Here is a 23,294-nt window from a genome sequence, read left to right on the forward strand (position 1 = left end):
ATCGCGGCATCGACGGCGTTGCCGCCTGCCTCCATCATCTGAACCGCCACCTTGGCCGCCAGCGGATGCGAGGTTGCGCACATTCCGTTGATTGCAATGACGGGGGATCGGCCGGGCAAATGAAGGTCGCGCATTCTGGGTCTCCGAAATCTTGGGGGAACCCTAGATGCGGTGCGGCGGTAAGAAAAGTCCTGTGGGGAAATACCTCGGCGTCGCGCACTGGGTGGGGGCTGTGAAACACGACGCCGAGGGAAGCTTTGTAGCTACCCTTTTTGTGTCGCGTTCGTATTTGTCGGCGATGCGGAGGATATGGGGCAGTTTTGTGGCATTGGGCCGGTTCGCACCCGTTTTCTGGCACGGCGTTTCGCAAAGGCTGAACGCAGCCTGTGGATAGTCAACCGGAACAGTGATCGGCATGGGGGATTGTGAAGCACAGACGATTCTGCCCGCCGGTGCGATGGTAATGCAGATCGGTCGTCATCTGCCGGATCAGGCACCAGCCGAATCCGCCTTCCGGTAGATCCGCGCGGATACGTTCTGGTGTGGTCGGCGTCGATGGTCGCAATGTATGCGTTGGCAAGGCGTGCCCGGCGTCATCAACCCGGCAGAGGATACCGTGAGGCGTCGGTGCAACCTCCAGCCTGATCGTTCGGGTGTCGTCGCCCGCATAGGCGTGTTCGACCACGTTGTTCAGAACCTCGGCCAGCACGAGTTCTGTCGTCTCGACCATATCCGCAGGCTGCCCGCCCTGCGCCAATGCATCCGCCACGGACGCCAAGGCGTGACGGACCGATCCGAAATTGGACTCGATCGTCAGCGTGGTTATGGCCTGCGCGTCCGTCACCCTGTTAGGCGGTCAAGAGGCCGCCGAATGGGACAGCGCCGCGTCAGTATTTTCGTGAATGACAAAGACCGAATCCATCCGCGTCAACCGGAACACCTTTTGCACCGTCTTGGTCAGCCCACAAAGTTCCAGCACCCGCCCCGGCCCCAACTGCTTCATCGCCGCGACGACCGCGCCAAGCCCGCTGCTGTCCAGAAAGTCGACCTGTGACAGATCAAGGATCACCCGCGGCGGGCTATCCCCGGTCAGTTCGCGCATCTTGTCCTTGAACTGAATGGCGGCCGATGCGTCGATCCGCGGCTCACCCACGGTGATCAGCCGCGCGCCGGGGACATCTTCGGATTGAAGGTTCATATTACTCTCCGTCCTTGGTATTCGATGGCACGCTAGACGGGATTTCTTACCATTCGGTATGCAAGCCTCGATGAACCAGACTTTCGCCAGAAGGATATGAGCCAATGAAAGACGTTGTGATTGTAGGCGCGGCACGGACGCCGATGGGTGGCTTTCAAGGGGATTTTGATGGTGTCGATGCGCCTGTTTTGGGTGGCGCGGCGATCAAGGCGGCGCTGGAAAATGCGAAAGTCGAAAGCACCGATGTCGAAGAACTGCTGATGGGTTGCGTTCTGCCCGCCGGGCAGGGGCAAGCCCCCGCGCGTCAGGCGGGGTATCAGGCCGGGCTGGGCGATCATGTGCCCGCGACGACGCTGAACAAGATGTGCGGATCGGGGATGAAAGCCGCGATGATGGCCTTCGATCAGGTCGCACTGGGCCAAAGCAGCGTCATGGTCGCGGGCGGGATGGAAAGCATGTCGATGGCGCCCTATCTGCTGCCAAAAATGCGCGGCGGCGCGCGGATTGGGCATCAGGCGGTGCAGGATTCGATGTTCCTTGATGGGTTGGAGGATGCCTATGACAAGGGCCGTCTGATGGGCACCTTTGCTGAGGATTGCGCCGAAAAGTTCCAATTCACCCGCGAGGCGCAGGATGAATACGCCCTGCGGTCGCTGTCAAATGCGCTCGACGCGGAAAAGTCCGGCGCTTTTGAAGGAGAGATTGCGCCGGTGACGCTCACGACCCGGAAGGGCGACATTGTGGTTGCGGCGGATGAGCAGCCTGCAAAGGCGCGGCCAGAGAAGATCCCCCAACTTAAGCCTGCGTTCCGCAAAGACGGATCGGTGACGGCGGCCAATGCGTCGTCGATTTCCGACGGGGCGGCCGCATTGGTTGTGGCAAGCCGGGAGGAGGCGAACGCGAAGGGGCTGACCGTCCGTGCGCATATTCGCGGCCATGCCAGCCATGCGCAGGAACCGGGTTGGTTCACGACCGCGCCCGTGCCTGCCGCGCAGAAACTTCTGAAACAGGTCGGTTGGTCGGTTGACGACGTCGATCTGTGGGAGGTGAACGAAGCCTTTGCCGTGGTCCCGATGGCCTTCATGCACGAAATGGGAATCTCGCGGGACAAGATGAACGTCAACGGCGGCGCCTGTGCGCTGGGCCATCCGATTGGCGCGTCCGGCGCGCGGATCATGGTGACGTTGCTGAATGCCCTCGAGAAACGCGGATTGAAACGCGGCGTCGCGGCGATTTGCATTGGCGGCGGTGAAGGAACGGCCATCGCCATCGAACGGCCATGAGGGCGGATTACCCGACGCTTGCCCAGACCATCGCAAGCCTGACCGAAGGCGAAACTGATACCGTCGCCCTGATGGCCACCATCGCGTGCGAGGTGCATCATTTCGACGACCGTTTTGACTGGACCGGGTTCTACCGCAACGTCGGCAACGACACCCTGAAGATCGGGCCGTATCAGGGTGGGCACGGCTGTCTTGTCATCCCGTTTTCGCGCGGGGTTTGTGGCGCTGCGGCCCGGACGGGACAGGTGCAGCTTGTGCCGGATGTCGATGCGTTTCCCGGCCACATCGCTTGCGCGTCGTCCACACGATCAGAGTTGGTGATCCCGGTCTATGACCGCGCGGGCGCATTGCTGGGTGTGTTTGACATCGACAGCGATCAACCGGATGCGTTTACGAAGGCGGACGCGGAGGCGCTCGGGGGGATTCTGCGGGGTGTGTTTGGGCGTCGGAACTGATTCAAATGAACGGGCTACCCTCAATCGGGCCGCTCATCTAAGATTGCTCTATGAACGATTCCGGGGAACGTCATGCAGGTGGGTGCCTGTGCGGGGCCGTGCGCTATGAAGTAAACGGTCCGCTCAGAGGTGTGGTGAATTGCCACTGCACCATGTGTCAGAAACTGCACGGAGCCTTTGGGGCGCATACAAAGGCCGACAAGGGGAATATCACCATACTCGAAAGCCGCGGTCTCAGGTGGTATGCAAGTTCGGATCGGGCGCGGCGCGGATTTTGCGGTGAGTGCGGTTCAAGCCTGTTCTGGGAACCGGTGAACCAGCCCGGAACCGGCATTCTTGCCGGCTCGCTAGATCAGCCGGCAGGGCTTCGCACCATCGGGCACATATTCGTCGGCGAAAAATGCAAGTTCACCGAGATCGCCGGCAATGCGCCACGTTTTGAAGAGTCCTCCGCCGGAGCGCTCGATGGCGATGAACTGTGACACGAAATGCGTCTTGTCAATCCGGTTTTGGGTCGGGATTTCCCTGCTGAGCATCCGGGTCGAATCCGATTTGGCACGAGGTAGTCAATATCGATCCAGCGCTGCGTGAAAATTATCTTGAAAATTTCATCGACTCACCGCATCGTGAAAAATATCACTGATTTTTCACGGTTCTCTGATGCAGCATTCCGACCCAACCCAAGCCCTGACCCTCGGTGCCGACCTTCGCGCGTTGCGGCGGGCGCGGGGGTTGACGCTTGCCGACCTGGCTGATCGTCTTGGCCGCTCGGTCGGTTGGCTAAGTCAGGTTGAGCGGGATAAATCCGATCCGTCGATCACCGACCTGCGTCATATCGCGGCGGCGCTTGACGTGTCGATCTCGGTGTTTTTCGGCCAGACGGCGACCCCTGCGGATGAGCAGGGCTATATCGTCCGCAAAGGCGCGCGCCGGGCGATTGGGTCCGGTGTGACCGGGTTGGTTGAAGAGCTGCTCTCCCCCGACCTTACCGACGATTTCGAGATGGTGCATTCAACGTTTGAGCCGCATTCCGATCCCGGTGAAACCATCACCCGCCCGACGCAAGAGGTCGGGTATCTGATCTCGGGCAAACTCGACCTCGAAATCGGTGATCGGCGCTTCACAGTGCATCCCGGCGATTCCTTCCGCATCCGGGGAGAGCCGCATCGCTGGCTGAACCCTTATGACGAACCCGCTGTCGCGATCTGGGTGATCGCGCCGCCGGTCTATTGAAAGGACACCTATGCTGACAGGAACATGCAATTGCGGCGCGGTCGGGTTTGAAGTGCACGGCACCCCGGCAAGCGTGACGGTCTGCCATTGCGGACAATGTCGCAAACAGTCAGGCAATACGTGGGCCTCTGCCGTGGTGAAACAAGCGGAGCTTCGGATGACCGAGGACACAGGGCTGAAATGGTATGCCGCATCCGACACCGCGCAGCGCGGGTTTTGCGGCACCTGCGGCGCGTTCCTGTTCTGGAAGCACAACGACGAAGATACGATTTCATTCAGCCTTGGGTCGCTTGACGCACCAACGGGGCTGAAAATTCAAAAACACATCTTTGTGGCGGACAAGGGCGATTACTACGACATTGCCGACGATCTGCCGCAGCAGCAACAATAGGGAACTGTCATGGCCGATCTTCCAACATCCGCCCGCGTGGTCATCATCGGTGGCGGGGCCGTCGGGGCCTCGTCCCTCTATCATCTGGCAAAGGTCGGGTGGACCGATTGCGTTCTGCTGGAAAAGAACGAACTGACCGCCGGATCAACTTGGCACGCGGCGGGGAACGTGCCGACGTTTTCGACCTCTTGGGCGATCATGAACATGCAGCGCTATTCGACCGAGCTTTACAAGCGGTTGGGGGAAGAGGTCGACTATCCGATGAACTACCACGTCACCGGGTCTGTTCGCCTCGCGCACAGCAAGGAGCGGATGCAAGAGTTTGAACGCGCCGTTGGCATGGGCCGCTATCAGGGGCTGGACGTCAAAATGATGTCGATTGCCGATATCAAAGAGGCTTACCCCTTCATCGAAACCCATGACCTTGCAGGCGGGATGTATGACCCCGACGATGGCGATATCGACCCGGCGCAACTGACACAGGCGCTGGCCAAGGGTGCGCGGGATCTGGGGGCGAAAATCTTCCGCTTTACCCCCGCAACCGGAGTCAGCCGCGAAAACGGCGAATGGATCGTTCACACTGAAAAGGGCGATATCCGCTGCGAATACGTGGTCAACGCCGCCGGATACTACGCCCAGCGGGTGGGTGAGTGGTTCAAACCCCATGGCGGGCGCACCGTTCCGATGATGGTGATGAGCCATCAATACATGCTAACCGATGAAATCCCCGAGATTGAGGCGTGGAGCAAGGAGACCGGCAAGAAGCTGCCCCTGCTGCGCGATGTCGACACGTCCTACTATCTGCGGCAGGAAAAATACGGGCTGAACCTCGGGCCGTACGAGAGGAACTGCAAGGCCCATTGGGTCGATCCGAGCGACCCGATGCCGGACGATTTCAGCTTTCAGCTTTACCCCGACGATCTGGACCGGCTGGAATGGTATATCGAAGACGCAATGGCCCGCGTGCCCTTGCTGGGTCAAAGCGGCATTGGTCGGGTCATCAATGGCCCGATCCCCTATGCGCCCGATGGCCTGCCCCTGATCGGCCCGATGCCCGGTGTGCCCAATGCGTTTGAGGCGTGTGTGTTCACCTTCGGCATCGCGCAATCCGGCGGCGCGGGCAAGGTGCTGGCCGAATGGATCACCGAAGGCGCGACCGAATGGGACATGTGGGCCGTCGATCCGCGCCGCTACACGGATTACACCGATCAGGATTACTGCGTCGCCAAGGGGATGGAGGTTTATGGCCACGAATACGCCATGCACTTCCCGCACCACGAATGGCCTGCGGGCAGGGATAAAAAGCTGTCTCCGGTCCATGACAAGGTCAAGGAACTGGGCGGCGTGATGGGCGCCTATAACGGCTGGGAACGCGCCAATTGGTTTGCGAAACCGGGCGACGATACCTCGCTAGAGGCGACGCATACTTGGGGCCGTTCCGGCCCGTGGGAACAACGGGTGAAGGAAGAATGCGAGGCGGTGCGCGACGGGTGCGGCGTTCTGGACCTGCCGGGCTTTTCGCGGTTCTGGATACAGGGCGATGGCGCTGACGACTGGCTGCGCGGTTTCTGCACTGGGGGCATTCCGAAGGCCGGGCGGATGAACCTGATCTACGTGTCCGATCACCGGGGCCGCATCCTGACTGAAATGTCCTGCATCCGTTTGGGCGAGGACAACTTCATCCTTATCACCGCCGCGACCGCGCAGTGGCATGACGGCGAGCTGATCCGCGCTTCGGTGCCCGAGGGCGTCACCGTCCGCGAAACAACGACAGAACGCGACGCGCTTATCGTGACCGGCCCGAAATCGCGCGACGTTTTGTCAGGCATCACCGATGCGGACCTGTCCCAAGGCTGGCTGACCCATCAGCATTGCACCGTCGCGGGGCAAAAGGCGTTCATAATCCGAGTGTCTTTCGCGGGCGAACTTGGTTGGGAAATTCACGCCGAAAACGCCAACATGCCGCCGATCTATGACGCGGTGCTGGCGGCGGGGGCGAAACCGTTTGGCATGTATGCGCTGAACAGCCTTCGGATCGAAAAAGGCTATCGCGCCTGGAAGGGCGATCTGTCCACCGATTATTCCCTGCTGGAAGGCGGGTTGGAGCGGTTCGTGAAGCTCGACAAGCCGCAGGATTTTACCGGCAAGGCGGCGATCCAGAACGAAAAGCAGCAAGGCGTGAAGAAGCGCTTTGCCATCATGACGGTTGAAGCGGGCGATTGCGACGCGCCATATATGTCGACCCTGTGGCATGATGGGCAGGTGGTGGGGGAAACGACCTCTGGCGCGTGGGGGTATCGGGTCAACAAATCCGTCGCGCTTGGCATGGTTCGGGCCGATCTGGCCGAACCGGGAACGGAGCTTGAGGTTGAGATTTACGGAGAGCGTCACAAGGCGACGATAGAGCCCGATCAACCGCTATGGGACCCGGAAAATGAGCGGTTGCGCGCATGACCGAACGCCTGACGCCCCCGGATGCTCCGCCAGATTGGTTTGATGTGCATAGCGGCCCGGTCGCCAACCCCGACTGGACCGCGCGACAGGCGTGGGAATACGCCGAACGGCACATGCCGCTATGGGCGATGGTGGCGATGGGTGTCCGTAGCCTCGTGGTCTGGCCATTGGGTCTGCATGCCGGGCGCGGGCAGACGAAGGGGATCGCGCTTAGCCGTCTGCCGGTCGTCGAGGAACGCGCGGGCGCCTTCGAAACCGGGCTGATCGACAGGCACCTGACCTTCACCCTGCGCACGGAACTGAAAGACAGCCATGCGACGATCACGACCCGGATCTGGTTCAACCACTGGCTTGGTCGCGTCTATCTGGGCGTTGTCTGGATCGGTCACAAGCTGATCCTGCGCCATGCGCTGCGCAGCCTTGCGACCGCCCGGAAAGGAGCACCCGCATGATCCTTCCGGCATCTGCCAAACACGTCATCGAAACCTTCCGGCTTGGCTATGTCGCGACCGTCACCCCCGGCGGGCGGCCCAGCGTGTCGCCCAAAGGCACGTTTGTCATCATTGATGACAACACGATTGCCTTCGGCGAAATCCGATCCCCGCAGACGCTGACGAACCTTAGCCACCTGCCGGAATGTGAGGTCAATTTCATCGATCCCTTCGCCCGCAAAGGTGTGCGGGTGCGCGGTGCGACCAGCACTGTCCGGCGCGACACCGAGGCGTTCGCCACCCTCTACCCGCAATGGGAAACCCTTTGGGGCGACCTTGCGAAACGCATCAACGTGATCGTGAAAATCGCGGTGGCAGAGGTCAAACCCCTGACCACGCCGCCCTATGACGACGGCGCGACCGAGGAAGAGATGGTCGCGCTCTACAAACAAAAATATGCGGAGATTTACCCATGACCGGCCTGCCTGACAAAGCCCGCGTCGTCATCATTGGCGGCGGCGTGATCGGCTGTTCTGTTGCCTATCACCTGACGAAGCTCGGCTGGAAAGACGTTGTTTTGCTGGAACGCAAACAATTGACCTCGGGCACCACATGGCACGCTGCCGGGCTGATCGGGCAGCTTCGCGCATCGTCGAACATGACGAAACTCGCCCGCTATTCGGCTGAGCTTTATCTGGGTCTGGAGGAAGAAACCGGCGTGGCAACGGGCTTGCGGCAGGTCGGGTCGGTATCCGTCGCGCTGACGGATGAGCGGCTGGAGGAGCTTTATCGCAACGCCGCCATGGCCCGCGCCTTTGGCGTTCCGGTTGAGGAGCTTTCGCCGTCCGAAGTCAAAGAACGCTATGATCACATGAACCTTGATGGCGTCACGGGTGGCGTTTGGTTGCCGACCGACGGGCAGGCGGACCCTGCCAATATTGCGCTGGCGCTAGCCAAGGGCGCCCGGCAGCGCGGCGCGACCATCAAGGAAAAGGCCAAGGTCACAGGGGTTACTCGCGAGGGGCGACGCGTCACTGGCGTTGATTATGAGATGGGCGGAGAGCCGCAGCAAATCGCCTGCGACATGATCGTGAATTGCGCCGGAATGTGGGGGCGCGAGGTCGGCAAGATGGCCGGCGTCAACGTGCCGCTTCATGCCTGCGAACACTTTTACATCGTGACCGAAAACATCACCGGCCTGACCCAACTGCCTGTTTTGCGGGTGCCGGACGAATGCGCCTATTACAAGGAGGATGCTGGAAAAATTCTGCTGGGCGCGTTTGAGCCGAACGCAAAACCGTGGGGGATGGATGGCATCCCCGACAGTTTTGAATTTGACCAGTTGCCCGAGGATTTCGACCATTTCGAGCCGATCCTAGAGGCCGCCTGCGAACGGATGCCGATGCTGGCAGAGGCGGGGATTCACACGTTCTTCAACGGCCCCGAAAGCTTTACGCCCGATGACGCCTATCACCTTGGCCTTTCGCCTGAGATGGACAATGTCTGGGTTGCTGCAGGCTTCAACTCCATCGGTATCCAGTCGGCGGGCGGTGCTGGTATGGCGCTGGCGCAATGGATGGAGGATGGCGAAAAGCCGTTCGACCTGGGCGATGTCGACATCAGCCGGATGCAGCCGTTCCAAGGCAACAAGACCTATCTGTTTGAACGCTCCAAGGAAACGCTGGGGCTGCTCTATGCCGATCATTTCCCCTATCTGCAAAAGAAAACCGCCCGTGGCATTCGCCGGACTCCGTTCCACGATCACCTCTTGGAGCAAGGCGCGGTGATGGGTGAAATCGCCGGGTGGGAACGCGCCAACTGGTTCGCGAAGCCGGGGCAAACGGCGGAATATGAATACAGTTGGAAGCGGCAGAACTTTTTTGACAACGTGGCCGACGAACACCGGGCGATCCGCGAAAATGTCGGCATGTATGATATGTCGTCCTTCGGCAAAATCCGCGTCGAAGGACCGGACGCCGAGGCGTTTCTGAACTATGTCGGCGGCGGCAATTACGCCGTCCCCGTCGGGAAGATCGTCTATACCCAATTCCTGAACTCCCGCGGCGGGATCGAGGCGGACGTGACCGTCACCCGCTTGTCTGAAACCGCGTATCTCGTCGTGACTCCGGCCGCGACACGGCTTGCCGATCAGGCGTGGATGCAGCGGCATGTTGGCGATTTTCGCGTTGTCATCACTGATGTCACTGCGGGCGAGGGTGTGCTGGCCGTCATGGGGCCGAATGCGCGCGAGCTGTTGCAGAAGGTCAGCCCGAACGATTTTTCCAACGATGTAAACCCTTTCGGCACCGCGCAGGAGGTTGAGCTTGGCATGGCCCTCGCCCGCGTCCATCGCGTGACCTATGTGGGGGAGCTTGGGTGGGAGATTTACGTGTCGTCCGACATGGCCGGCCACGCCTTTGAAACCCTGTGGGACGCCGGGCAGGACATGGGGCTGAAGCTCTGCGGGATGCACATGATGGATTCCTGCCGGATCGAAAAGGGCTTCCGCCATTTCGGCCATGACATCACCGCCGAAGATCACGTGATCGACGCCGGGTTGGGCTTTGCTGTGAAAACCGACAAGCCTGATTTCATTGGCCGGGAAGCGGTCTTGAAACGCAAGGAAACCGGCCCGAAAAACCGCATGGTGCAGTTCCGCCTGACCGACCCGGAACCCCTGCTTTATCACAACGAACCTGTGATCCGCGACGGAGAGATTGTGGGCTATCTCAGCTCCGGCAACTACGGCCACACGCTCGGCGGGGCGATGGGGCTGGGCTATGTTCCGTGCGAGGGCGAGAGTGCTTCGGAGGTGCTGGCCTCGACCTATGAAATCGACGTGATGGGGACGCGGATCAAGGCCGAAGCGTCTTTGAAACCGATGTATGATCCGAAGTCGGAGCGGGTGAAGGTTTAGCTCTCACGCCTCATCTGTTTCCCAAAGACCCCGGCCTCGGTTGGGGTCTTTTTGCGCGGACCCTAGTCGGGCTTGGAGTCGTAGGCGAGGTTTATCAGCGCGGCGGGGTCGTTCTCTCCCAAACCTGCTTTGATGGCGGCGTCGCCCGTCGCCTCAAACGCATCGAGCATCGGTGATGTCAGGCCGAAGGAGTCGACGACGCGCTTGAAGACATCGGTGTCCTTCAGCGCGGCGTTGATGGTGAAGCCAATCTCATCATCTTTGCCCAGAACCTTGTCGATCCGGTCCGCAACCATCGGCAATCCGGCAGGCCCGCCGCAGACGATGCGCAACACGGTTTCAAGGGGCAGGCCCGCCTTTCGGGCGAGCGGCATGAAATCCGCGAGGCCGTTGAAATAAGCCTGAATCATTCCGTTATTGATGACCTTCATCGCCAGCCCCGCCCCAAGTGGGCCAACATGGAAAATACGCCCAGAGATCGCAGAAAGGCAGACTTCGGCCCGTGCGGCGGCGTCTTGGTCGCCACCAATGAAGATGCCGCATTTGCAAGCCATCACCAGCTCCGGCCCGCCGGAAATCGGCGCGTCAACGGCGGTGGCCCCCAACGCTTTGATCTGATCAATGCGGGAGATGAGGACGTCGGGCACAACGGTGCTGGTTTCGATGATCTGTTTGCCCGCCAGATCGAGGGATAATAGCGCGTCGAGAACGGCAGAGACTGCCGCATCATCGAAAAGGCTGAGGATAAGCGTGTCACTGTTCGCGACCAACGTCTCCAGATCCGCGGCACTTTTCACGCCATCAACAGCCCGGCCACTACGAGTCCAGCCAAGAACCGACCGCCCCTCCGTCGCCATCCGCCGTGCGATGGCGCTGCCCATACGGCCAAGCCCGATTACGCCAATCCGATCCATCAACACGTTCCTTCGGAGTTTCAGAAGCCAACAAGTCTACGACAAAAGTGACGGGTCAGATACTACTGATTGGCTGGACTGTAATATCCGCCTGAAGAACATTATTTCAACCGCCGAGATTGATCACCCGACCGCCGATCATTGTGTGAGTCAATCGCCAGTCATCCGAACAATCCACCACGACAATATCGGCCCTGCGGCTTGGTGAGATCTGCCCCCGGTCGGTGAGGCCCATTGCGGCGGCGGGGTTTCCAGCGATGAGGGTCCATGCGTCGGAGAGGGGGAGGACGCCGCGTTGCGTCAGGCGCTCGGCGGCGTGGAACAGGCTCGGGTAGTAATAGTCGGAGGCGAGCACGGTGCAGAGGCCGTCGCGGATCGCGTCTTCGGCGGACAGATTGCCTTTGTGGCTGCGCCTGCGGAGGGTGTTCGGGGCGCCCATGACAACGTGTTCGCCCTTGGCAACCGCGTCGGTCGCGACCTCGGACGACAGGGGAAACTCGCTCACCCGCATCCCGAGGGCGCGATGTGCCTCTCGGTCGCTGACTGTGCTTTCGTCATGGGCCAGCATGATCGCGCCGTGGCTTTGGGCTAGGGCTGCGACCTCTTCGATCTTTGCCGGAACGTCGGGTGCGCGGGCCGCTGCCAACTCTGCCGCAGCGACATAATCGCTGAGCGAAACGCCAGCCCGGCGCGCCCATCTGTCGAGCGTTGCTTGCCCGCCCGCCCGCAGCGTATCAAGCGTTTCCGTCGCGTGATCGTTGAACGCAATCGACGGGGTCGGCCCGTGGGAAAGCCAGCCCGCGAGGTCGTCGATGGTGTCGTGGGCGAAGGTTTCCCACCGCAGTTGGACATGGTGATTGGCGATCAGGCGGGGGCGAAGGGCGCGGATACCCTCCATAAACTGCCGGGCGGCGGGCAGGCCGCGCGCACCGGGTTCCCACGACACCGAAAGGCCGTGGAACGCGGTGGTGATGCCATTCATAACAAGCTGCTTGTCGACCGATCCCATCGCGATGCGAAAGTCCATCTCGACGCCTGGACGGGGATGGAGTTCAACCTCAAACGCGTCGCCATGAACATCGACGATGCCGGGCAGCACGTGGCGCCCGCGACAGTCGATGCGCGTTGCATTTTGCGGCGCGGTGCCGACGATCAGGCCATCCGCGATGTGAACATCCGCGACGCCCAAACCGCCATCCGGGGTCAATACCGTGCCGCCGATCAGGCTTATTGCGTCGGTCATGTCACGCCCCTCCCATATTCAAAACGGACATTTCGCAGAGAACCGCATTCCCCTGCCGCCATCTGGGTGGCGCAGGCTAAGGCTTTCGGCGTGGAGCATTAGGCGCGGGGCGTTGCGGGCCTCTCCGCTTGAGTAGAACGGGTCGCCAAGGATCGGGTGGCCGATTTCCTTCATATGCACACGAAGTTGATGGCTCCGCCCCGTCTGGGGGTATAGCCTTATGCGTGTCGCACCCTCCTCATGCCGCACGACACGCCAGTCGGTGACAGCAGGTTTGCCATTTTCGTGATCCACATGCTGAAGCGGCCGATTGGGCCAATCGACGATCAGGGGCAGATCAACGGTGCCGGTTTTCTCGGTCACATGGCCCCAGACGTGGGCGACGTAAACCTTCTTCATTTGCCGCTTTTCAAATTGCAGCCCAAGATGCCGTTGGGCTGCGGGTGTCATCGCAAAGACCATAACGCCGGATGTGTCACGATCCAGCCGATGGACCAGAAGCGCTTCGGGGAACGCGGCCTGAACGCGGGCGATCAGGCAATCGGCCAGATGCGGACCCTTTCCGGGCACCGACAGCAACCCCGCCGGTTTGTTCACCAGCAAAAGCTCATGATCGTCGTGGATGATATCCAGCGGATCGGTTGGGGGATCATACTCTGCGCTCATCCCGTGGCGGGTAACACGCGCGAGGGGCAAAGGGGAAGGGGCGGACGGGATCACCTTTTCACGCGGGCTTTTCGATTTCTGGTAGAGTGGGAGAACCCCAATCGAACAGAGGGCGGCATGATCAAGACGGAGCGGCTTTTGCTACGCCGGGCGCGGATGGATGATCTGGAGGATCTGCACCGGATTTTCTCCGACCCTCGCGCCATGCGCTATTGGGATTGCCTGCCGTATGCGGACATCGCGCAGACCGAGCACCTGTTGGCGGCCATCGTCGCGGCCTCACCCCCTGCAAGCGATGATTTCGTGATTGAGCATGAGGGTCAGGCCATCGGCAAGGCAGGCTGCTGGCGCTCGGGAGAGATCGGTTTCATCCTGCACCCCGATCATTGGGGCAAGGGCTTGGCGCAGGAAGCGTTGAGCGTGGTCATACCCCATGCCTTTGAAAACCTGCCAATTGACCGGTTGGAGGCGGATGTCGATCCAAGGAACAGCGCGTCGCTTATGCTGCTTTCGCGGTTTGGGTTTCGCGAAGTGGGGCGTGCCAGCCGAACCTTTCTTGTTGGGGAGGAATGGTGCGACAGTGTCTATCTTGAATTACCGCGAACGCGGTTCTTGCAGACGCTCACCTGACAAAAAACGGCGCCCGAAGCGCCGCTTTTCTGGTCTTGATCCGAGTGGGGCGTTCAGTCCTCCCAGCCACTCACGGCTTTAACCTCAAGGAAATCCTCAAGCCCGAATGCGCCGCCTTCGCGGCCATTGCCGGATTGCTTGTAACCGCCGAACGGGGAGCCCTGGCCGAAGCCCTGACCGTTGGTTTCCACCATGCCGGAGCGTAGCTTGCGCGCGACGCGGCGACGTTTTTCAACGTCAGAGGTCTGGACGTAGTTCGTCAGGCCATATTCGGTGTCGTTGGCGATTTCGATGGCGTGCGCCTCATCCTCAAACGGCATGATCGACAGGACGGGGCCAAAGATTTCTTCGCGGTAGATCGTCATGTCGGGGGTCACGTCGCTGAACACGGTCGGGCGGACGTAATAACCCCGGTTCAGGCCATCGGGCCGACCCGTGCCGCCGGATAGCAGCGTCGCGCCTTCCTCGATGCCCTTTTCGATCAGGCCTTGAATCTTGTCGAACTGCGCCTCTGACACGACCGGGCCGATATGGCGGCCTTCCTCGGATGCGGGGCCGACGGTGGTGGCATCCGCGGCGGCCTTGGCCTGTTCTACCGCTTCGGCATAGCGGGATTTTTCGACCAGCATCCGGGTCGGGGCGTTGCACGACTGCCCGGTGTTGCGGAAGCAACGGACAACACCGCTGGTCACGGCCTTTTCGTCGGCATCGGCAAAGATAATGTTCGCGCCTTTGCCGCCAAGCTCCAAGCTGACGCGTTTCAACGTGTCGGCCGCGGATTTGGAGATCAGCTTGCCCGCGCGGGACGAGCCTGTGAAGCTGACCATATCCACATCAGGGTGTGCGGTCAGTTGGCTGCCGACGCCGGGACCGTCGCCGTTGACGAGGTTGAAAACCCCCTTGGGGAAGCCCGCCTGATCGACGAATTCGGCAAACAGAAGGCCAGATAGCGGCGCGATTTCAGACGGTTTCAGGATCATCGTGCAGCCCGTCGCCAGCGCCGGAATCGCCTTTAGCACAATCTGGTTCATCGGCCAGTTCCACGGCGTAATCAGGGCGGCGACGCCGATGGGTTCATAAAGAACCCGCTCTTTCGGGGCTTGAGGCCCGAGGGGACGTTCGAATTTGAAGTCCTTCAGCGCATTCAGGAACCCTTCAAGGTGCCAACTGCCCGCGCCGATCTGCTGTAGCTTGGCAAGCTTTTGCGGCGCGCCCATCTCAAGGCTGATCGCCTGGGCCATTTCCTCGGCCCGATCATTGTAGATTTTCAGCAGCTTTTCCAGAAGCGCCATGCGGTCCGCAAGCGGGGTCTGAGACCAGCCTTCAAACGCGGCACGGGCAGCCGCGACGGCCTTATCCGTATCCGCCTGACCGCCAAGCGAGATCGTCGCGCACACCTCTTCGTTCGAGGGGTTGATGACGTCAAAATCATTTGCGGTTTCGGGCGCGACCCACTGGCCGTCGATGTAGAAGTTCTTTGCGTTGTCCATATCGGCTCTCCTTCCGAATTTCGCGACACCCTGTCACTGTGACGCGGGGACTGCAAGCGCTCTGGAAACGCCGGGGCGGCGCACTTATAGTCTTTGATGAAACCGCCAGACTGCCTGAAGCGGTAAGACAGAAGAGGACGAAACCAATGGGCTTGCGCATTAACGACACCGTACCTGACTTCAAGGCGGACACGAGCCAGGGACCGATCAGCTTTCACGACTGGATCGGCGATAGCTGGGCGATCCTGTTTTCGCATCCGAAAGATTTCACGCCGGTCTGCACGACCGAGTTCAGCGCCGTCGCCAAGCTGGCGGATGAATGGGAAAAACGCGGCACCAAGGTGATCGGTGTATCAGTCGATGGTGTCGACGATCACAAGAAATGGATCGGCGACATCGAAAGCTATGGCGGGGCCAGCGTTGGCTTCCCGATCATCGCCGATGACGGGCTTGAGGTCGCAAAAGCCTTCGACATGCTACCCGCCGAAGCCTACCTGCCCGACGGGCGCACCCCCGCCGACAGCGCCACTGTGCGGTCGGTTTTCATTATCGGGCCGGACAAGCAGTTGAAACTGTCGATGACCTATCCGATGACCATCGGGCGCAACTTTGGCGAGATTCTCCGCGCGCTCGACGCCTTGCAAACCAGCACGGAGAAGGGCATCGCCACACCCGCCGACTGGACCGTCGGTCAAGACGTTATTATCCCGCCGGCTGTCTCGAACGAAGACGCCAAGGCGAAATTCGGCGACTATGACGCCGTGCTGCCCTATCTGCGCAAGACGAAGATCTAAGCGGATCGACGGATTTGAAATGGAAGGTCCCGGAAGATATCCGGGGCTTTTTTACGCCCGCTACAACGCCCCGCGCGCGCCTGTCACCACGTTCCCGAACGCCTCGAACTCCTCCCGCCTTGGGCTTGAGCGACGCCAGCAAAGGCCGATTTCACGGTGGGGTTCCGGGGCTTCGAGCCGCATGAGCTGGATGCCGGGGTTCCGGCTTTCGACGGGGACGGCCATTTCCGGCAGGAAGGTGACGCCCATACCGTTCGCCACCATTTGCACGACGGTCGCGAGGGTGGACGCGCCATAGGTGTCGATCTTGCCGGCCTTGCGCAGCTCGCAATAGGCAAGCGCTTGGTCGCGGAAACAGTGGCCCTCCTCAAGCAGCAGCAGGCGTTCTTCGCGGATCAGCTCGGACGGGACGCGCAGCGATTTGCCCTTGTCGAAATCAGTTGGCACGGCCAGCACGAACGGATCGTTGAACAGCGGCAGCGTTTCGATCCTCGTGTGGTCGATTGGCAGGGCGAGCAGCAGCAGATCAAGCGTGCCGTCCACCAGCTCCTCAACGATATTGTCGGTCTGCGATTCCCGGATGTTGAGTTGCAGATCGGGATAGTCGCGCCGGAGCTTCGGCAGAAGCGGCGGCAGCAGATAGGGCGCGATGGATGGAATCACCCCAAGGTTCAGCACGCCCGATAGCGGTTTTGCGTCCTGACGCGCTGCATCGGCAAGTTCCTGCATATCGGTCAGGATCGTCGCCGCCCGCGTCGCGACAAGCGCGCCGGTGCGCGTCAGTCTCGCGCCATCGTGCAGCCGTTCGAACAGCGGCGTGCCGAGTTCGGCCTCCATCCCCTTGATTTGCATGGACAGGGCAGGTTGTGAAATCGCGCAGGACTCAGCCGCGCGACCAAAGTGACCATGGCGAGCCACAGCATCAAAATAGCGGAGTTGTCTTATCGTTGGCATGACATCAGAAAAACTAATCGAAACCAGCAGCTATTCCAATTAGAACTTATCAAAACTCAAGTCTATCCTGTGAGTGAAATCTGAGGAGGATTCCCCCATGGCCAAGAAAATGACGACAAGCGCGGGCGCGCCGATCCCTGACAACCAGAATTCGATCACGGCGGGCGCACGCGGCCCGCTGCTGATGCAGGATTATCAGTTGATCGAAAAGCTCGCGCACCAGAACCGCGAACGTATCCCGGAACGGGCAGTTCACGCCAAGGGGTGGGGCGCGCATGGCACGCTGAAGATCACCGGGGATATTTCGAAATACACCAAGGCGAAGGCGCTTCAGCCGGGGGCGGAAACCCCGATGCTGGCGCGGTTTTCGACCGTGGCGGGGGAAATGGGCGCGGCGGACGCGGAACGCGACGTGCGCGGCTTTGCCCTGAAGTTCTACACCGAAGACGGCAACTGGGATCTGGTCGGCAACAACACTCCGGTCTTCTTTGTGCGCGACCCGGTGAAGTTTCCTGACTTCATCCACACGCAAAAGCGCCATCCGAAAACCAACATGCGCAGCCCGACGGCGATGTGGGATTTCTGGTCGCTTAGCCCGGAATCGCTGCATCAGGTGACAATCCTGATGTCGGATCGCGGTTTGCCAATCGATCCTATGCACATCAACGGCTATGGCAGCCATACGTTCAGCCTGTGGAACGACGCCGGCGAACGCTATTGGGTAAAGTTCCACTTCAAAACCCAGCAGGGCCACAAGCATTACACCAATGCCGAAGCGGAAGAGGTCGTCGGCCAGACTCGCGAAAGCTATCAAGAGGCGCTGTTTGGCGCGATTGAGGATGGCAACTATCCGAAATGGACCGTGCAGGTGCAGATCATGCCCGAAGCGGATGCGGAAAAGACGCCGTATAACCCCTTCGACCTGACCAAAGTCTGGCCGCATGGCGACTATCCCTGCATCGATATCGGTGTGATGGAGTTGAACCGGAACCCAGACAACTATTTCGCAGAGATCGAGAACGCGGCCTTCAGCCCGTCGAATGTCGTGCCGGGGATCAGCTACAGCCCCGACAAGATGCTTCAGGCGCGGATATTCTCTTACGCCGACGCACACCGTCACCGCCTTGGCACGCATTACGAAAACATCCCGGTGAACCAACCGAAATGCCCGGTGCACCACTATCACCGCGATGGGCAGATGAATACCTTTGGCGGGATCAAGACCGGTAACCCCGATGCTTATTACGAGCCGAATTCGTTTGACGGCCCGGTCGAGGATGCGAGCGCGCAGGAACCCCCGCTGCGGATCGACGGCGATGCGGATCGCTACAACCACCGCGACGGAAACGACGATTACGGCCAACCACGCGCATTGTTTGAATTGTTCGACGATGGCCAGCGCCAGCGGCTCTATTCAAACATCGCAGCCGCGATGGGTGGTGTCCCGGATGAGATTGTGGAGCGTCAGTGCAAGCACTTTGACAAGGTGCATGCTGATTACGGCGCGGGCGTACGTGCGGCTGTTCAGGCGAACAAAGACCGCGCCAATGCGGTGCCCGTGACCGACGAGACCTCCCAAACTGCTGCCGAGTGACCTTGGTAAATGGTGGAGCCGCCCCCGTGTCATGCGGGGGCGGTATTCTTTTATTCGGCGGCAGGCACTGCGTCTGCGTCAAGCAGCCCGGCCTTGAACAGTGACCCGGCGGCCAATCCGCCGAGGATCGGCGCGATGATGAACAGCCATAGCTGACCGATGGCCGTGCCCCCGGCAAACAGCGCGGGGCCAATGGACCGGGCCGGGTTCACCGACACGCCGGTCACGTTGATGCCGACAAGGTGGATCACCACAAGGGTCAAACCAATCGCAAGCCCCGCCATCGCTGTTGGCGCCCCACCCCCGGTTGAACCGAGGATCACGATCACGAACAGGAAGGTCGCGACCGCTTCGAACACGAAGGCGGCGATCATGTTGTATTCGCCGATATATCCTTCGCCCCAGCCGTTCTGACCAAGGCCCGAAGCGCCGATGTCATACCCGGCCAAACGCCCTTTGACGATGATCGTCAGGATCAGTGCGGCGACGACAGCCCCTGCCACCTGCGCGATGATGTAGCTGAACGCCTCTCCCATCGGCATCCGCCCCGACGCGACGACGCCCAGCGTCACCGCCGGATTGATGTGGCAGCCCGACACCGGGCCGATGCCATAGGCCATGCCGATCAGCGCCAGACCGAAGGCAAAGCTGATCCCAAGCACGCCGATTGCCTCGCCCGCAATAACAGCCGCGCCGCAGCCAAACAGCACCAATGTGAAGGTGCCGATAAACTCCGCGAGTGGTTTTTTCATGATCTGTCCCCGTTCGTTCTTTGCGATGTGGCCCAGCTTGGCGCGCGCGGCGGGCACAAGATAAGGGGAAATTTCGCAAACGCGCTGCACCAAAACAGAAAAAGCCCCGGCGTTTCCACCGGGGGTTTCCATTCAGAAAGGGCGAACGCTTATGCGTCGGCTTCTTTCTTTTCCTTCTCGGGCGAGACTTCTTCGCCGGTTTCCTGATCGACGACTTTCATCGACAGGCGGACCTTGCCGCGGTCGTCAAAGCCGAGGAGTTTGACTTTGACTTCCTGCCCTTCTTTCAGAACGTCCGAAGGGTGGTTCAGGCGGCGGTTTTCGATCTGGCTGACATGCACAAGGCCATCACGCTTGCCGAAGAAGTTCACGAAGGCGCCGAAATCGACGATCTTCACGACGGTTCCGGTGTAAACCTTGCCTTCTTCCGGCTCTGCGACGATCGCGTGGATCATGTCATAGGCCTTCTGGATGGCATCGCCATTCGGTGACGCAATCTTGATGATCCCGTCGTCGTTGATGTCGACCTTAGCGCCCGACACTTCGACGATTTCACGGATGACCTTACCGCCAGACCCGATGACTTCGCGGATCTTGTCGGTCGGAACCTGCATCGTTTCGATGCGCGGCGCGTGAACCGAGAAGTCGCCAGCCGAGCTAAGCGATTTGTTCATCTCACCCAGAATGTGCATCCGGCCGTCCTTGGCTTGGGCCAGGGCGTTTTCCATGATCTCTGGCGTGATGCCAGCGACCTTGATGTCCATCTGAAGCGAGGTGATGCCGTTTTCCGTGCCCGCAACCTTGAAGTCCATGTCGCCAAGGTGATCTTCGTCACCCAGAATGTCCGTCAGGATCGCGTAGTCGCCGCTATCCTCAAGGATCAGACCCATGGCCACACCGGCAACCGGTGCTTTCAGCGGAACGCCTGCGTCCATCATCGAGAGCGAGCCACCGCAAACCGAGGCCATCGAGGATGAACCGTTGGATTCAGTGATCTCGGACACGACGCGGATCGTGTAGGGGAAATCGGTCGCTGCGGGCAGAACGGCTTGCAGCGCGCGCCATGCCAGTTTGCCGTGGCCAATTTCACGACGACCCGGAGGGCCAACGCGACCCGCTTCACCAACCGAATACGGTGGGAAGTTGTAGTGCAGCAGGAAGTTCGACTTGTAGGTGCCTTGCAGCGCGTCGATCATCTGTTCGTCATCGCCGGTGCCAAGCGTGGTCACGACAAGACCTTGGGTTTCCCCACGGGTGAACAGGGCCGATCCGTGCGTCCGCGGCAGAAGGCCGGTTTCGCAAACAATCGGGCGAACGGTCGTGGTGTCACGCCCGTCGATCCGCTTGCCGGTTTTGACAACGTCGCCACGCAGAATGCCCGCTTCGAGCTTTTTCAGCGCGGAGCCGAGGTTCGGATCTTCGACCTGCTCTTCGCTCAGCGATTCGATGATCGCGTCGCGTGCTGCGGAAACGGCAGTGGTGCGTTCCTGCTTGTCGGTGATCGCAAATGCGGCGCGCATGTCTTTTTCGCCCGCTTTCTTCACCGCCTCATAAAGGTCGGAGTAGTCGGCGGGTTGGAAATCGAACGGCTCTTTCGCGGCGTCTTCGGCCAGATCGATAATCAGGTCGATCACCGGCTGGATTTGCTCATGCGCGAATTTCACAGCACCGAGCATTTCAGCTTCGGTCAGTTCATACGCCTCGGACTCCACCATCATCACGGCGTCTTTGGTGCCGGCAACGACGAGGTCCAGACGCTGATCGGGGTTGTTGCGCAGGTTGTGCATATCCTCGACATCGGGGTTCAGCACGTATTCACCGTCGGTGAACCCAACGCGGCAGCCCGCAATCGGGCCCATGAACGGCGCGCCGGAAATCGTCAGCGCGGCAGAGGCGGCGATCATCGCAACCATGTCCGGGTCATTGACGAGGTCGTGCGACAGAACGGTGCACATCACCAGTACTTCGTTCTTGAAGCCGGGCACGAACAGCGGGCGGATCGGACGGTCGATCAGGCGCGCGGTCAGCGTTTCTTTTTCAGTCGGGCGCGCTTCGCGCTTGAAAAAGCCGCCGGGCACTTTACCGGCTGCATAGTATTTTTCCTGGTAATGAACCGTCAGCGGAAAGAAATCCTGCCCCGGTTTCTGTTGCTTGGCGAATGTGACCGCGGCCATAACCGAGGTTTCACCGAGCGTGGCGATGACACAGCCATCGGCCTGGCGGGCAACCTTGCCCGTTTCGAGGGTGAGGGTTTCTTCCCCCCACTGCATTGATTTGGTTGATACGTTAAACATCACGTTTCCTATGTTGGCCTTTCGGGGCGTATCCCCTTGAGCCGTTTGCGTAGGGGCCGTATGCCCCTGGCCCTTATCGTTCATCCTGTCCTTGCCAGCCGGGCCTGTCTGGGGGACATGCGGATTGAAAAAGACGCGCCCGGGGGCGCGCCTTTGGAAACCTTAGCGGCGGATGCCGAGGCGCTTGATCAGATCCTGATACCGCGCTTCGTCTTTGCCTTTGAGGTAGTCAAGCAGCTTGCGGCGCTGGGCGACCATTTTCAGAAGGCCACGGCGACCGTGGTTGTCCTTCTTGTGGGTCTTGAAATGTTCCGTCAGCGTCGTGATGCGAGAGGTTAGAACAGCAACCTGAACTTCGGGCGAACCGGTGTCGCCTTCCTTGGTTGCGAATTCCTTCATGACCTTGGCTTTTTCTTCGATCGTAATCGACATCGGGGTCTCCTTGGTTAAAGGGTTGATGGCGCAGGCCGGGATGTCGTCCAGCACAGGCCCGTGGAGATGTCCGCCGGGGGAATCCCGGCAGATGCGCGCGTATAGGGGAATTTTTTGCAAATGAAAAGGAATTTCCCGCCCGTCAGGGGGCGTGGCGTGTTGATGCGTCAGCAGTTTTCGTCAACCCCGCCCGATCAACGCTCCGCGACCAGAGAGATTTGCCCCGCCGTCAGCCCCGGCGCATTGAGGACCGACGCCAGAACCTGCCCGTCCACCAGTACGTTCGCGGTGTCTGGGTCGTCTGCGTCGGGTTCGACGCTGACCTCGGGTTCGTCGCCTTCGCTGTCGTCATAGATCAGCACCAAAGTATCCTCGTCCGGGTTAAAATCCATGATCTGCGCGCCGCTTTCGACGTCGATCCAATCACCAAGTGCGAAGGTGTCCGCCCCGGTGCCACCCGACGCAATGTCTCCGGTGCCAAGCGCGATTGTATCGTTCCCCGCACCGCCGTTCAGATAATCTTGCCCGTCAAGGTCGATGCCGTCGGCGTCGGGCACCACCCCGGTCAGCGCGTCATTGCCGCTGCCGCCTTGTAGACTGTCCTGGCCAAGCCCGCCTTGCAGGGCATCGTCCCCCGCGCTGCCTTGCAACTGATCGTCCCCGTCGCCGCCGTTCAGCCAATCATCGCCGTCCCCGCCGACGAGCACATCATCGCCCATACCGCCCGAAAGAAAATCGTCATCGTTGTGGCCATAAAGCGCGTCATTCCCGGCATCCCCGGCCAGCCGATCATCGCCGCGACCGCCGTGAAGTTCATCATCACCTTCACCGCCGGTCAGATGGTCGTCGCCAAATCCACCGTCGATCCAGTCGTCACCGCCGTGTCCGGCGATCTGGTCGTCCTCCTCATCGCCATGCAGCAGGTCGCCGCCGGGGCCGCCCTGAACGGCGCCGCTATCGTCCAGCAGAATGTTGGTGTTGCCAGCGGTATTCGGCGCATCCTCGTCATCGCGGTCGTCGTAGTCCAATGCTTCGTCCGGCTCGTCATTGTTATTCGCGATGACGAACGACCCAGCCAAAAGCGCGCCCAAAAGGCCAGCTAATCCCAACATGATTCACCCACACAAGTTACCCCGCTGCGGCGTCCACCCAAGACGGTCCACAGCAAA

At 60.5% G+C, this 23,294-nt stretch carries 23 protein-coding genes; 12 read left to right on the top strand and 11 right to left on the bottom strand.

What is annotated here, in order from left to right; translation table 11 throughout:
- Positions 1-394 precede the first annotated feature (394 nt).
- Positions 395-844 (bottom strand): ATP-binding protein, encoded by a 450-nt coding sequence (locus tag ACEWPJ_RS13180; protein ID WP_416513574.1) that lies wholly within the window; start codon positions 842-844, stop codon positions 395-397.
- A 12-nt stretch (positions 845-856) separates the two neighbouring features.
- Entirely contained in the window at positions 857-1,198 is a 342-nt protein-coding gene (locus ACEWPJ_RS13185) for an STAS domain-containing protein (protein ID WP_416513575.1), read from the bottom strand.
- Positions 1,199-1,302: 104 nt separating this feature from the next.
- Here ACEWPJ_RS13185 and ACEWPJ_RS13190 point away from each other — a divergent pair, with 104 nt between their 5' ends.
- From ACEWPJ_RS13190 to ACEWPJ_RS13230, 9 genes are all read left to right on the top strand, one after another.
- Complete coding sequence (locus ACEWPJ_RS13190; protein ID WP_416513576.1) at positions 1,303-2,481, top strand: thiolase family protein; 1,179 nt, start codon at positions 1,303-1,305, stop codon at positions 2,479-2,481.
- The gene (locus ACEWPJ_RS13195; protein WP_416513577.1) at positions 2,478-2,936 is read left to right on the top strand and encodes a GAF domain-containing protein; all 459 of its coding nucleotides are present in this window, start codon (positions 2,478-2,480) and stop codon (positions 2,934-2,936) included. The genes ACEWPJ_RS13190 and ACEWPJ_RS13195 overlap by 4 nt, the downstream gene beginning before the upstream one ends.
- A gap of 50 nt (positions 2,937-2,986) precedes the next feature.
- Positions 2,987-3,418 (top strand): GFA family protein, encoded by a 432-nt coding sequence (locus tag ACEWPJ_RS13200; RefSeq protein ID WP_416513578.1) that lies wholly within the window; start codon positions 2,987-2,989, stop codon positions 3,416-3,418.
- Positions 3,419-3,596: 178 nt separating this feature from the next.
- Positions 3,597-4,169, top strand: coding sequence for a helix-turn-helix domain-containing protein (locus ACEWPJ_RS13205; protein ID WP_416513579.1), 573 nt, complete (start codon positions 3,597-3,599; stop codon positions 4,167-4,169).
- 10 nt (positions 4,170-4,179) lie between these two features.
- Complete coding sequence (locus tag ACEWPJ_RS13210; protein WP_416513580.1) at positions 4,180-4,560, top strand: GFA family protein; 381 nt, start codon at positions 4,180-4,182, stop codon at positions 4,558-4,560.
- Positions 4,561-4,569: 9 nt separating this feature from the next.
- Positions 4,570-7,014 carry a GcvT family protein gene (locus tag ACEWPJ_RS13215; RefSeq protein ID WP_416513581.1) on the top strand — a complete coding sequence of 815 codons (2,445 nt, stop codon included), beginning with the start codon at positions 4,570-4,572 and terminating at the stop codon, positions 7,012-7,014.
- Positions 7,011-7,466: a DUF2867 domain-containing protein gene (locus tag ACEWPJ_RS13220; protein WP_416513582.1), complete on the top strand. Its 456-nt coding sequence runs from the start codon at positions 7,011-7,013 to the stop codon at positions 7,464-7,466. The genes ACEWPJ_RS13215 and ACEWPJ_RS13220 overlap by 4 nt, the downstream gene beginning before the upstream one ends.
- Positions 7,463-7,921, top strand: a complete 459-nt coding sequence (locus ACEWPJ_RS13225; protein ID WP_416513583.1) for a pyridoxamine 5'-phosphate oxidase family protein — start codon at positions 7,463-7,465, stop codon at positions 7,919-7,921. Before ACEWPJ_RS13220 ends, ACEWPJ_RS13225 begins: the two co-directional genes overlap by 4 nt.
- Positions 7,918-10,362, top strand: a complete 2,445-nt coding sequence (locus ACEWPJ_RS13230; RefSeq protein ID WP_416513584.1) for a GcvT family protein — start codon at positions 7,918-7,920, stop codon at positions 10,360-10,362. The genes ACEWPJ_RS13225 and ACEWPJ_RS13230 overlap by 4 nt, the downstream gene beginning before the upstream one ends.
- Positions 10,363-10,424: 62 nt before the next feature.
- On the opposite strand, the gene ACEWPJ_RS13235 is transcribed toward ACEWPJ_RS13230, so the two are convergent.
- The 3 genes from ACEWPJ_RS13235 to ACEWPJ_RS13245 all read right to left on the bottom strand — a co-directional run bounded on the left by ACEWPJ_RS13235 (position 10,425) and on the right by ACEWPJ_RS13245 (position 13,185).
- On the bottom strand, positions 10,425-11,276 hold the full coding sequence (locus tag ACEWPJ_RS13235) for an NAD(P)-dependent oxidoreductase (RefSeq protein WP_416513585.1): 852 nt from the start codon (positions 11,274-11,276) through the stop codon (positions 10,425-10,427).
- A gap of 106 nt (positions 11,277-11,382) precedes the next feature.
- A complete protein-coding gene (locus tag ACEWPJ_RS13240; protein ID WP_416513586.1) occupies positions 11,383-12,519 on the bottom strand; it encodes an alpha-D-ribose 1-methylphosphonate 5-triphosphate diphosphatase in 1,137 nt (378 codons plus the stop codon).
- 18 nt (positions 12,520-12,537) lie between these two features.
- The gene (locus tag ACEWPJ_RS13245) at positions 12,538-13,185 is read right to left on the bottom strand and encodes an RluA family pseudouridine synthase (protein WP_416513587.1); all 648 of its coding nucleotides are present in this window, start codon (positions 13,183-13,185) and stop codon (positions 12,538-12,540) included.
- A 117-nt stretch (positions 13,186-13,302) separates the two neighbouring features.
- On the opposite strand from ACEWPJ_RS13245, the gene ACEWPJ_RS13250 reads away from it, so the two are divergent.
- Complete coding sequence (locus ACEWPJ_RS13250; RefSeq protein ID WP_416513588.1) at positions 13,303-13,815, top strand: GNAT family N-acetyltransferase; 513 nt, start codon at positions 13,303-13,305, stop codon at positions 13,813-13,815.
- A 53-nt stretch (positions 13,816-13,868) separates the two neighbouring features.
- On the opposite strand, the gene ACEWPJ_RS13255 is transcribed toward ACEWPJ_RS13250, so the two are convergent.
- A complete protein-coding gene (locus ACEWPJ_RS13255) occupies positions 13,869-15,305 on the bottom strand; it encodes an aldehyde dehydrogenase family protein (protein WP_416513589.1) in 1,437 nt (478 codons plus the stop codon).
- A 146-nt stretch (positions 15,306-15,451) separates the two neighbouring features.
- On the opposite strand from ACEWPJ_RS13255, the gene ACEWPJ_RS13260 reads away from it, so the two are divergent.
- Positions 15,452-16,099, top strand: coding sequence for a peroxiredoxin (locus ACEWPJ_RS13260; RefSeq protein ID WP_416513590.1), 648 nt, complete (start codon positions 15,452-15,454; stop codon positions 16,097-16,099).
- A gap of 60 nt (positions 16,100-16,159) precedes the next feature.
- Here the strand turns inward: ACEWPJ_RS13260 and ACEWPJ_RS13265 are convergent, their stop codons facing one another.
- Positions 16,160-17,053, bottom strand: coding sequence for a LysR substrate-binding domain-containing protein (locus ACEWPJ_RS13265; RefSeq protein ID WP_416513591.1), 894 nt, complete (start codon positions 17,051-17,053; stop codon positions 16,160-16,162).
- Between the two features lie 97 nt (positions 17,054-17,150).
- Here ACEWPJ_RS13265 and ACEWPJ_RS13270 point away from each other — a divergent pair, with 97 nt between their 5' ends.
- Entirely contained in the window at positions 17,151-18,647 is a 1,497-nt protein-coding gene (locus tag ACEWPJ_RS13270; RefSeq protein ID WP_416513592.1) for a catalase, read from the top strand.
- 50 nt (positions 18,648-18,697) lie between these two features.
- On the opposite strand, the gene ACEWPJ_RS13275 is transcribed toward ACEWPJ_RS13270, so the two are convergent.
- From ACEWPJ_RS13275 to ACEWPJ_RS13290, 4 genes are all read right to left on the bottom strand, one after another.
- Complete coding sequence (locus ACEWPJ_RS13275; protein WP_416513593.1) at positions 18,698-19,399, bottom strand: aquaporin; 702 nt, start codon at positions 19,397-19,399, stop codon at positions 18,698-18,700.
- Positions 19,400-19,548: 149 nt separating this feature from the next.
- Positions 19,549-21,693, bottom strand: coding sequence for a polyribonucleotide nucleotidyltransferase (gene pnp / locus ACEWPJ_RS13280; RefSeq protein WP_416513594.1), 2,145 nt, complete (start codon positions 21,691-21,693; stop codon positions 19,549-19,551).
- 162 nt (positions 21,694-21,855) lie between these two features.
- Entirely contained in the window at positions 21,856-22,125 is a 270-nt protein-coding gene (rpsO, locus tag ACEWPJ_RS13285) for a 30S ribosomal protein S15 (protein ID WP_416513595.1), read from the bottom strand.
- Positions 22,126-22,319: 194 nt separating this feature from the next.
- The gene (locus ACEWPJ_RS13290) at positions 22,320-23,237 is read right to left on the bottom strand and encodes a calcium-binding protein (protein WP_416513596.1); all 918 of its coding nucleotides are present in this window, start codon (positions 23,235-23,237) and stop codon (positions 22,320-22,322) included.
- Between the last annotated feature and the right edge of the window lie 57 nt (positions 23,238-23,294).

Source organism: Aliiroseovarius sp. YM-037 (assembly GCF_048060095.1).
GTDB lineage: Bacteria > Pseudomonadota > Alphaproteobacteria > Rhodobacterales > Rhodobacteraceae > JBLUOA01.

Bases quoted from the DNA above. Each gene is read 5' to 3' on its own strand.
- ACEWPJ_RS13200 (WP_416513578.1), top strand. From the start codon at position 2,987: ATGAACGATTCCGGGGAACGTCATGCAGGTGGGTGCCTGTGCGGGGCC.
- ACEWPJ_RS13195 (WP_416513577.1), top strand. From the start codon at position 2,478: ATGAGGGCGGATTACCCGACGCTTGCCCAGACCATCGCAAGCCTGACC.
- ACEWPJ_RS13260 (WP_416513590.1), top strand. From the start codon at position 15,452: ATGGGCTTGCGCATTAACGACACCGTACCTGACTTCAAGGCGGACACG.
- ACEWPJ_RS13210 (WP_416513580.1), top strand. From the start codon at position 4,180: ATGCTGACAGGAACATGCAATTGCGGCGCGGTCGGGTTTGAAGTGCAC.
- ACEWPJ_RS13205 (WP_416513579.1), top strand. From the start codon at position 3,597: ATGCAGCATTCCGACCCAACCCAAGCCCTGACCCTCGGTGCCGACCTT.
- ACEWPJ_RS13270 (WP_416513592.1), top strand. From the start codon at position 17,151: ATGGCCAAGAAAATGACGACAAGCGCGGGCGCGCCGATCCCTGACAAC.
- ACEWPJ_RS13240 (WP_416513586.1), bottom strand. From the start codon at position 12,519: ATGACCGACGCAATAAGCCTGATCGGCGGCACGGTATTGACCCCGGAT.
- ACEWPJ_RS13230 (WP_416513584.1), top strand. From the start codon at position 7,918: ATGACCGGCCTGCCTGACAAAGCCCGCGTCGTCATCATTGGCGGCGGC.
- ACEWPJ_RS13275 (WP_416513593.1), bottom strand. From the start codon at position 19,399: ATGAAAAAACCACTCGCGGAGTTTATCGGCACCTTCACATTGGTGCTG.
- ACEWPJ_RS13245 (WP_416513587.1), bottom strand. From the start codon at position 13,185: ATGAGCGCAGAGTATGATCCCCCAACCGATCCGCTGGATATCATCCAC.
- ACEWPJ_RS13190 (WP_416513576.1), top strand. From the start codon at position 1,303: ATGAAAGACGTTGTGATTGTAGGCGCGGCACGGACGCCGATGGGTGGC.
- ACEWPJ_RS13215 (WP_416513581.1), top strand. From the start codon at position 4,570: ATGGCCGATCTTCCAACATCCGCCCGCGTGGTCATCATCGGTGGCGGG.
- pnp (WP_416513594.1), bottom strand. From the start codon at position 21,693: ATGTTTAACGTATCAACCAAATCAATGCAGTGGGGGGAAGAAACCCTC.
- ACEWPJ_RS13225 (WP_416513583.1), top strand. From the start codon at position 7,463: ATGATCCTTCCGGCATCTGCCAAACACGTCATCGAAACCTTCCGGCTT.
- ACEWPJ_RS13235 (WP_416513585.1), bottom strand. From the start codon at position 11,276: ATGGATCGGATTGGCGTAATCGGGCTTGGCCGTATGGGCAGCGCCATC.
- ACEWPJ_RS13185 (WP_416513575.1), bottom strand. From the start codon at position 1,198: ATGAACCTTCAATCCGAAGATGTCCCCGGCGCGCGGCTGATCACCGTG.
- ACEWPJ_RS13220 (WP_416513582.1), top strand. From the start codon at position 7,011: ATGACCGAACGCCTGACGCCCCCGGATGCTCCGCCAGATTGGTTTGAT.
- ACEWPJ_RS13265 (WP_416513591.1), bottom strand. From the start codon at position 17,053: ATGCCAACGATAAGACAACTCCGCTATTTTGATGCTGTGGCTCGCCAT.
- ACEWPJ_RS13250 (WP_416513588.1), top strand. From the start codon at position 13,303: ATGATCAAGACGGAGCGGCTTTTGCTACGCCGGGCGCGGATGGATGAT.
- ACEWPJ_RS13255 (WP_416513589.1), bottom strand. From the start codon at position 15,305: ATGGACAACGCAAAGAACTTCTACATCGACGGCCAGTGGGTCGCGCCC.
- ACEWPJ_RS13290 (WP_416513596.1), bottom strand. From the start codon at position 23,237: ATGTTGGGATTAGCTGGCCTTTTGGGCGCGCTTTTGGCTGGGTCGTTC.
- rpsO (WP_416513595.1), bottom strand. From the start codon at position 22,125: ATGTCGATTACGATCGAAGAAAAAGCCAAGGTCATGAAGGAATTCGCA.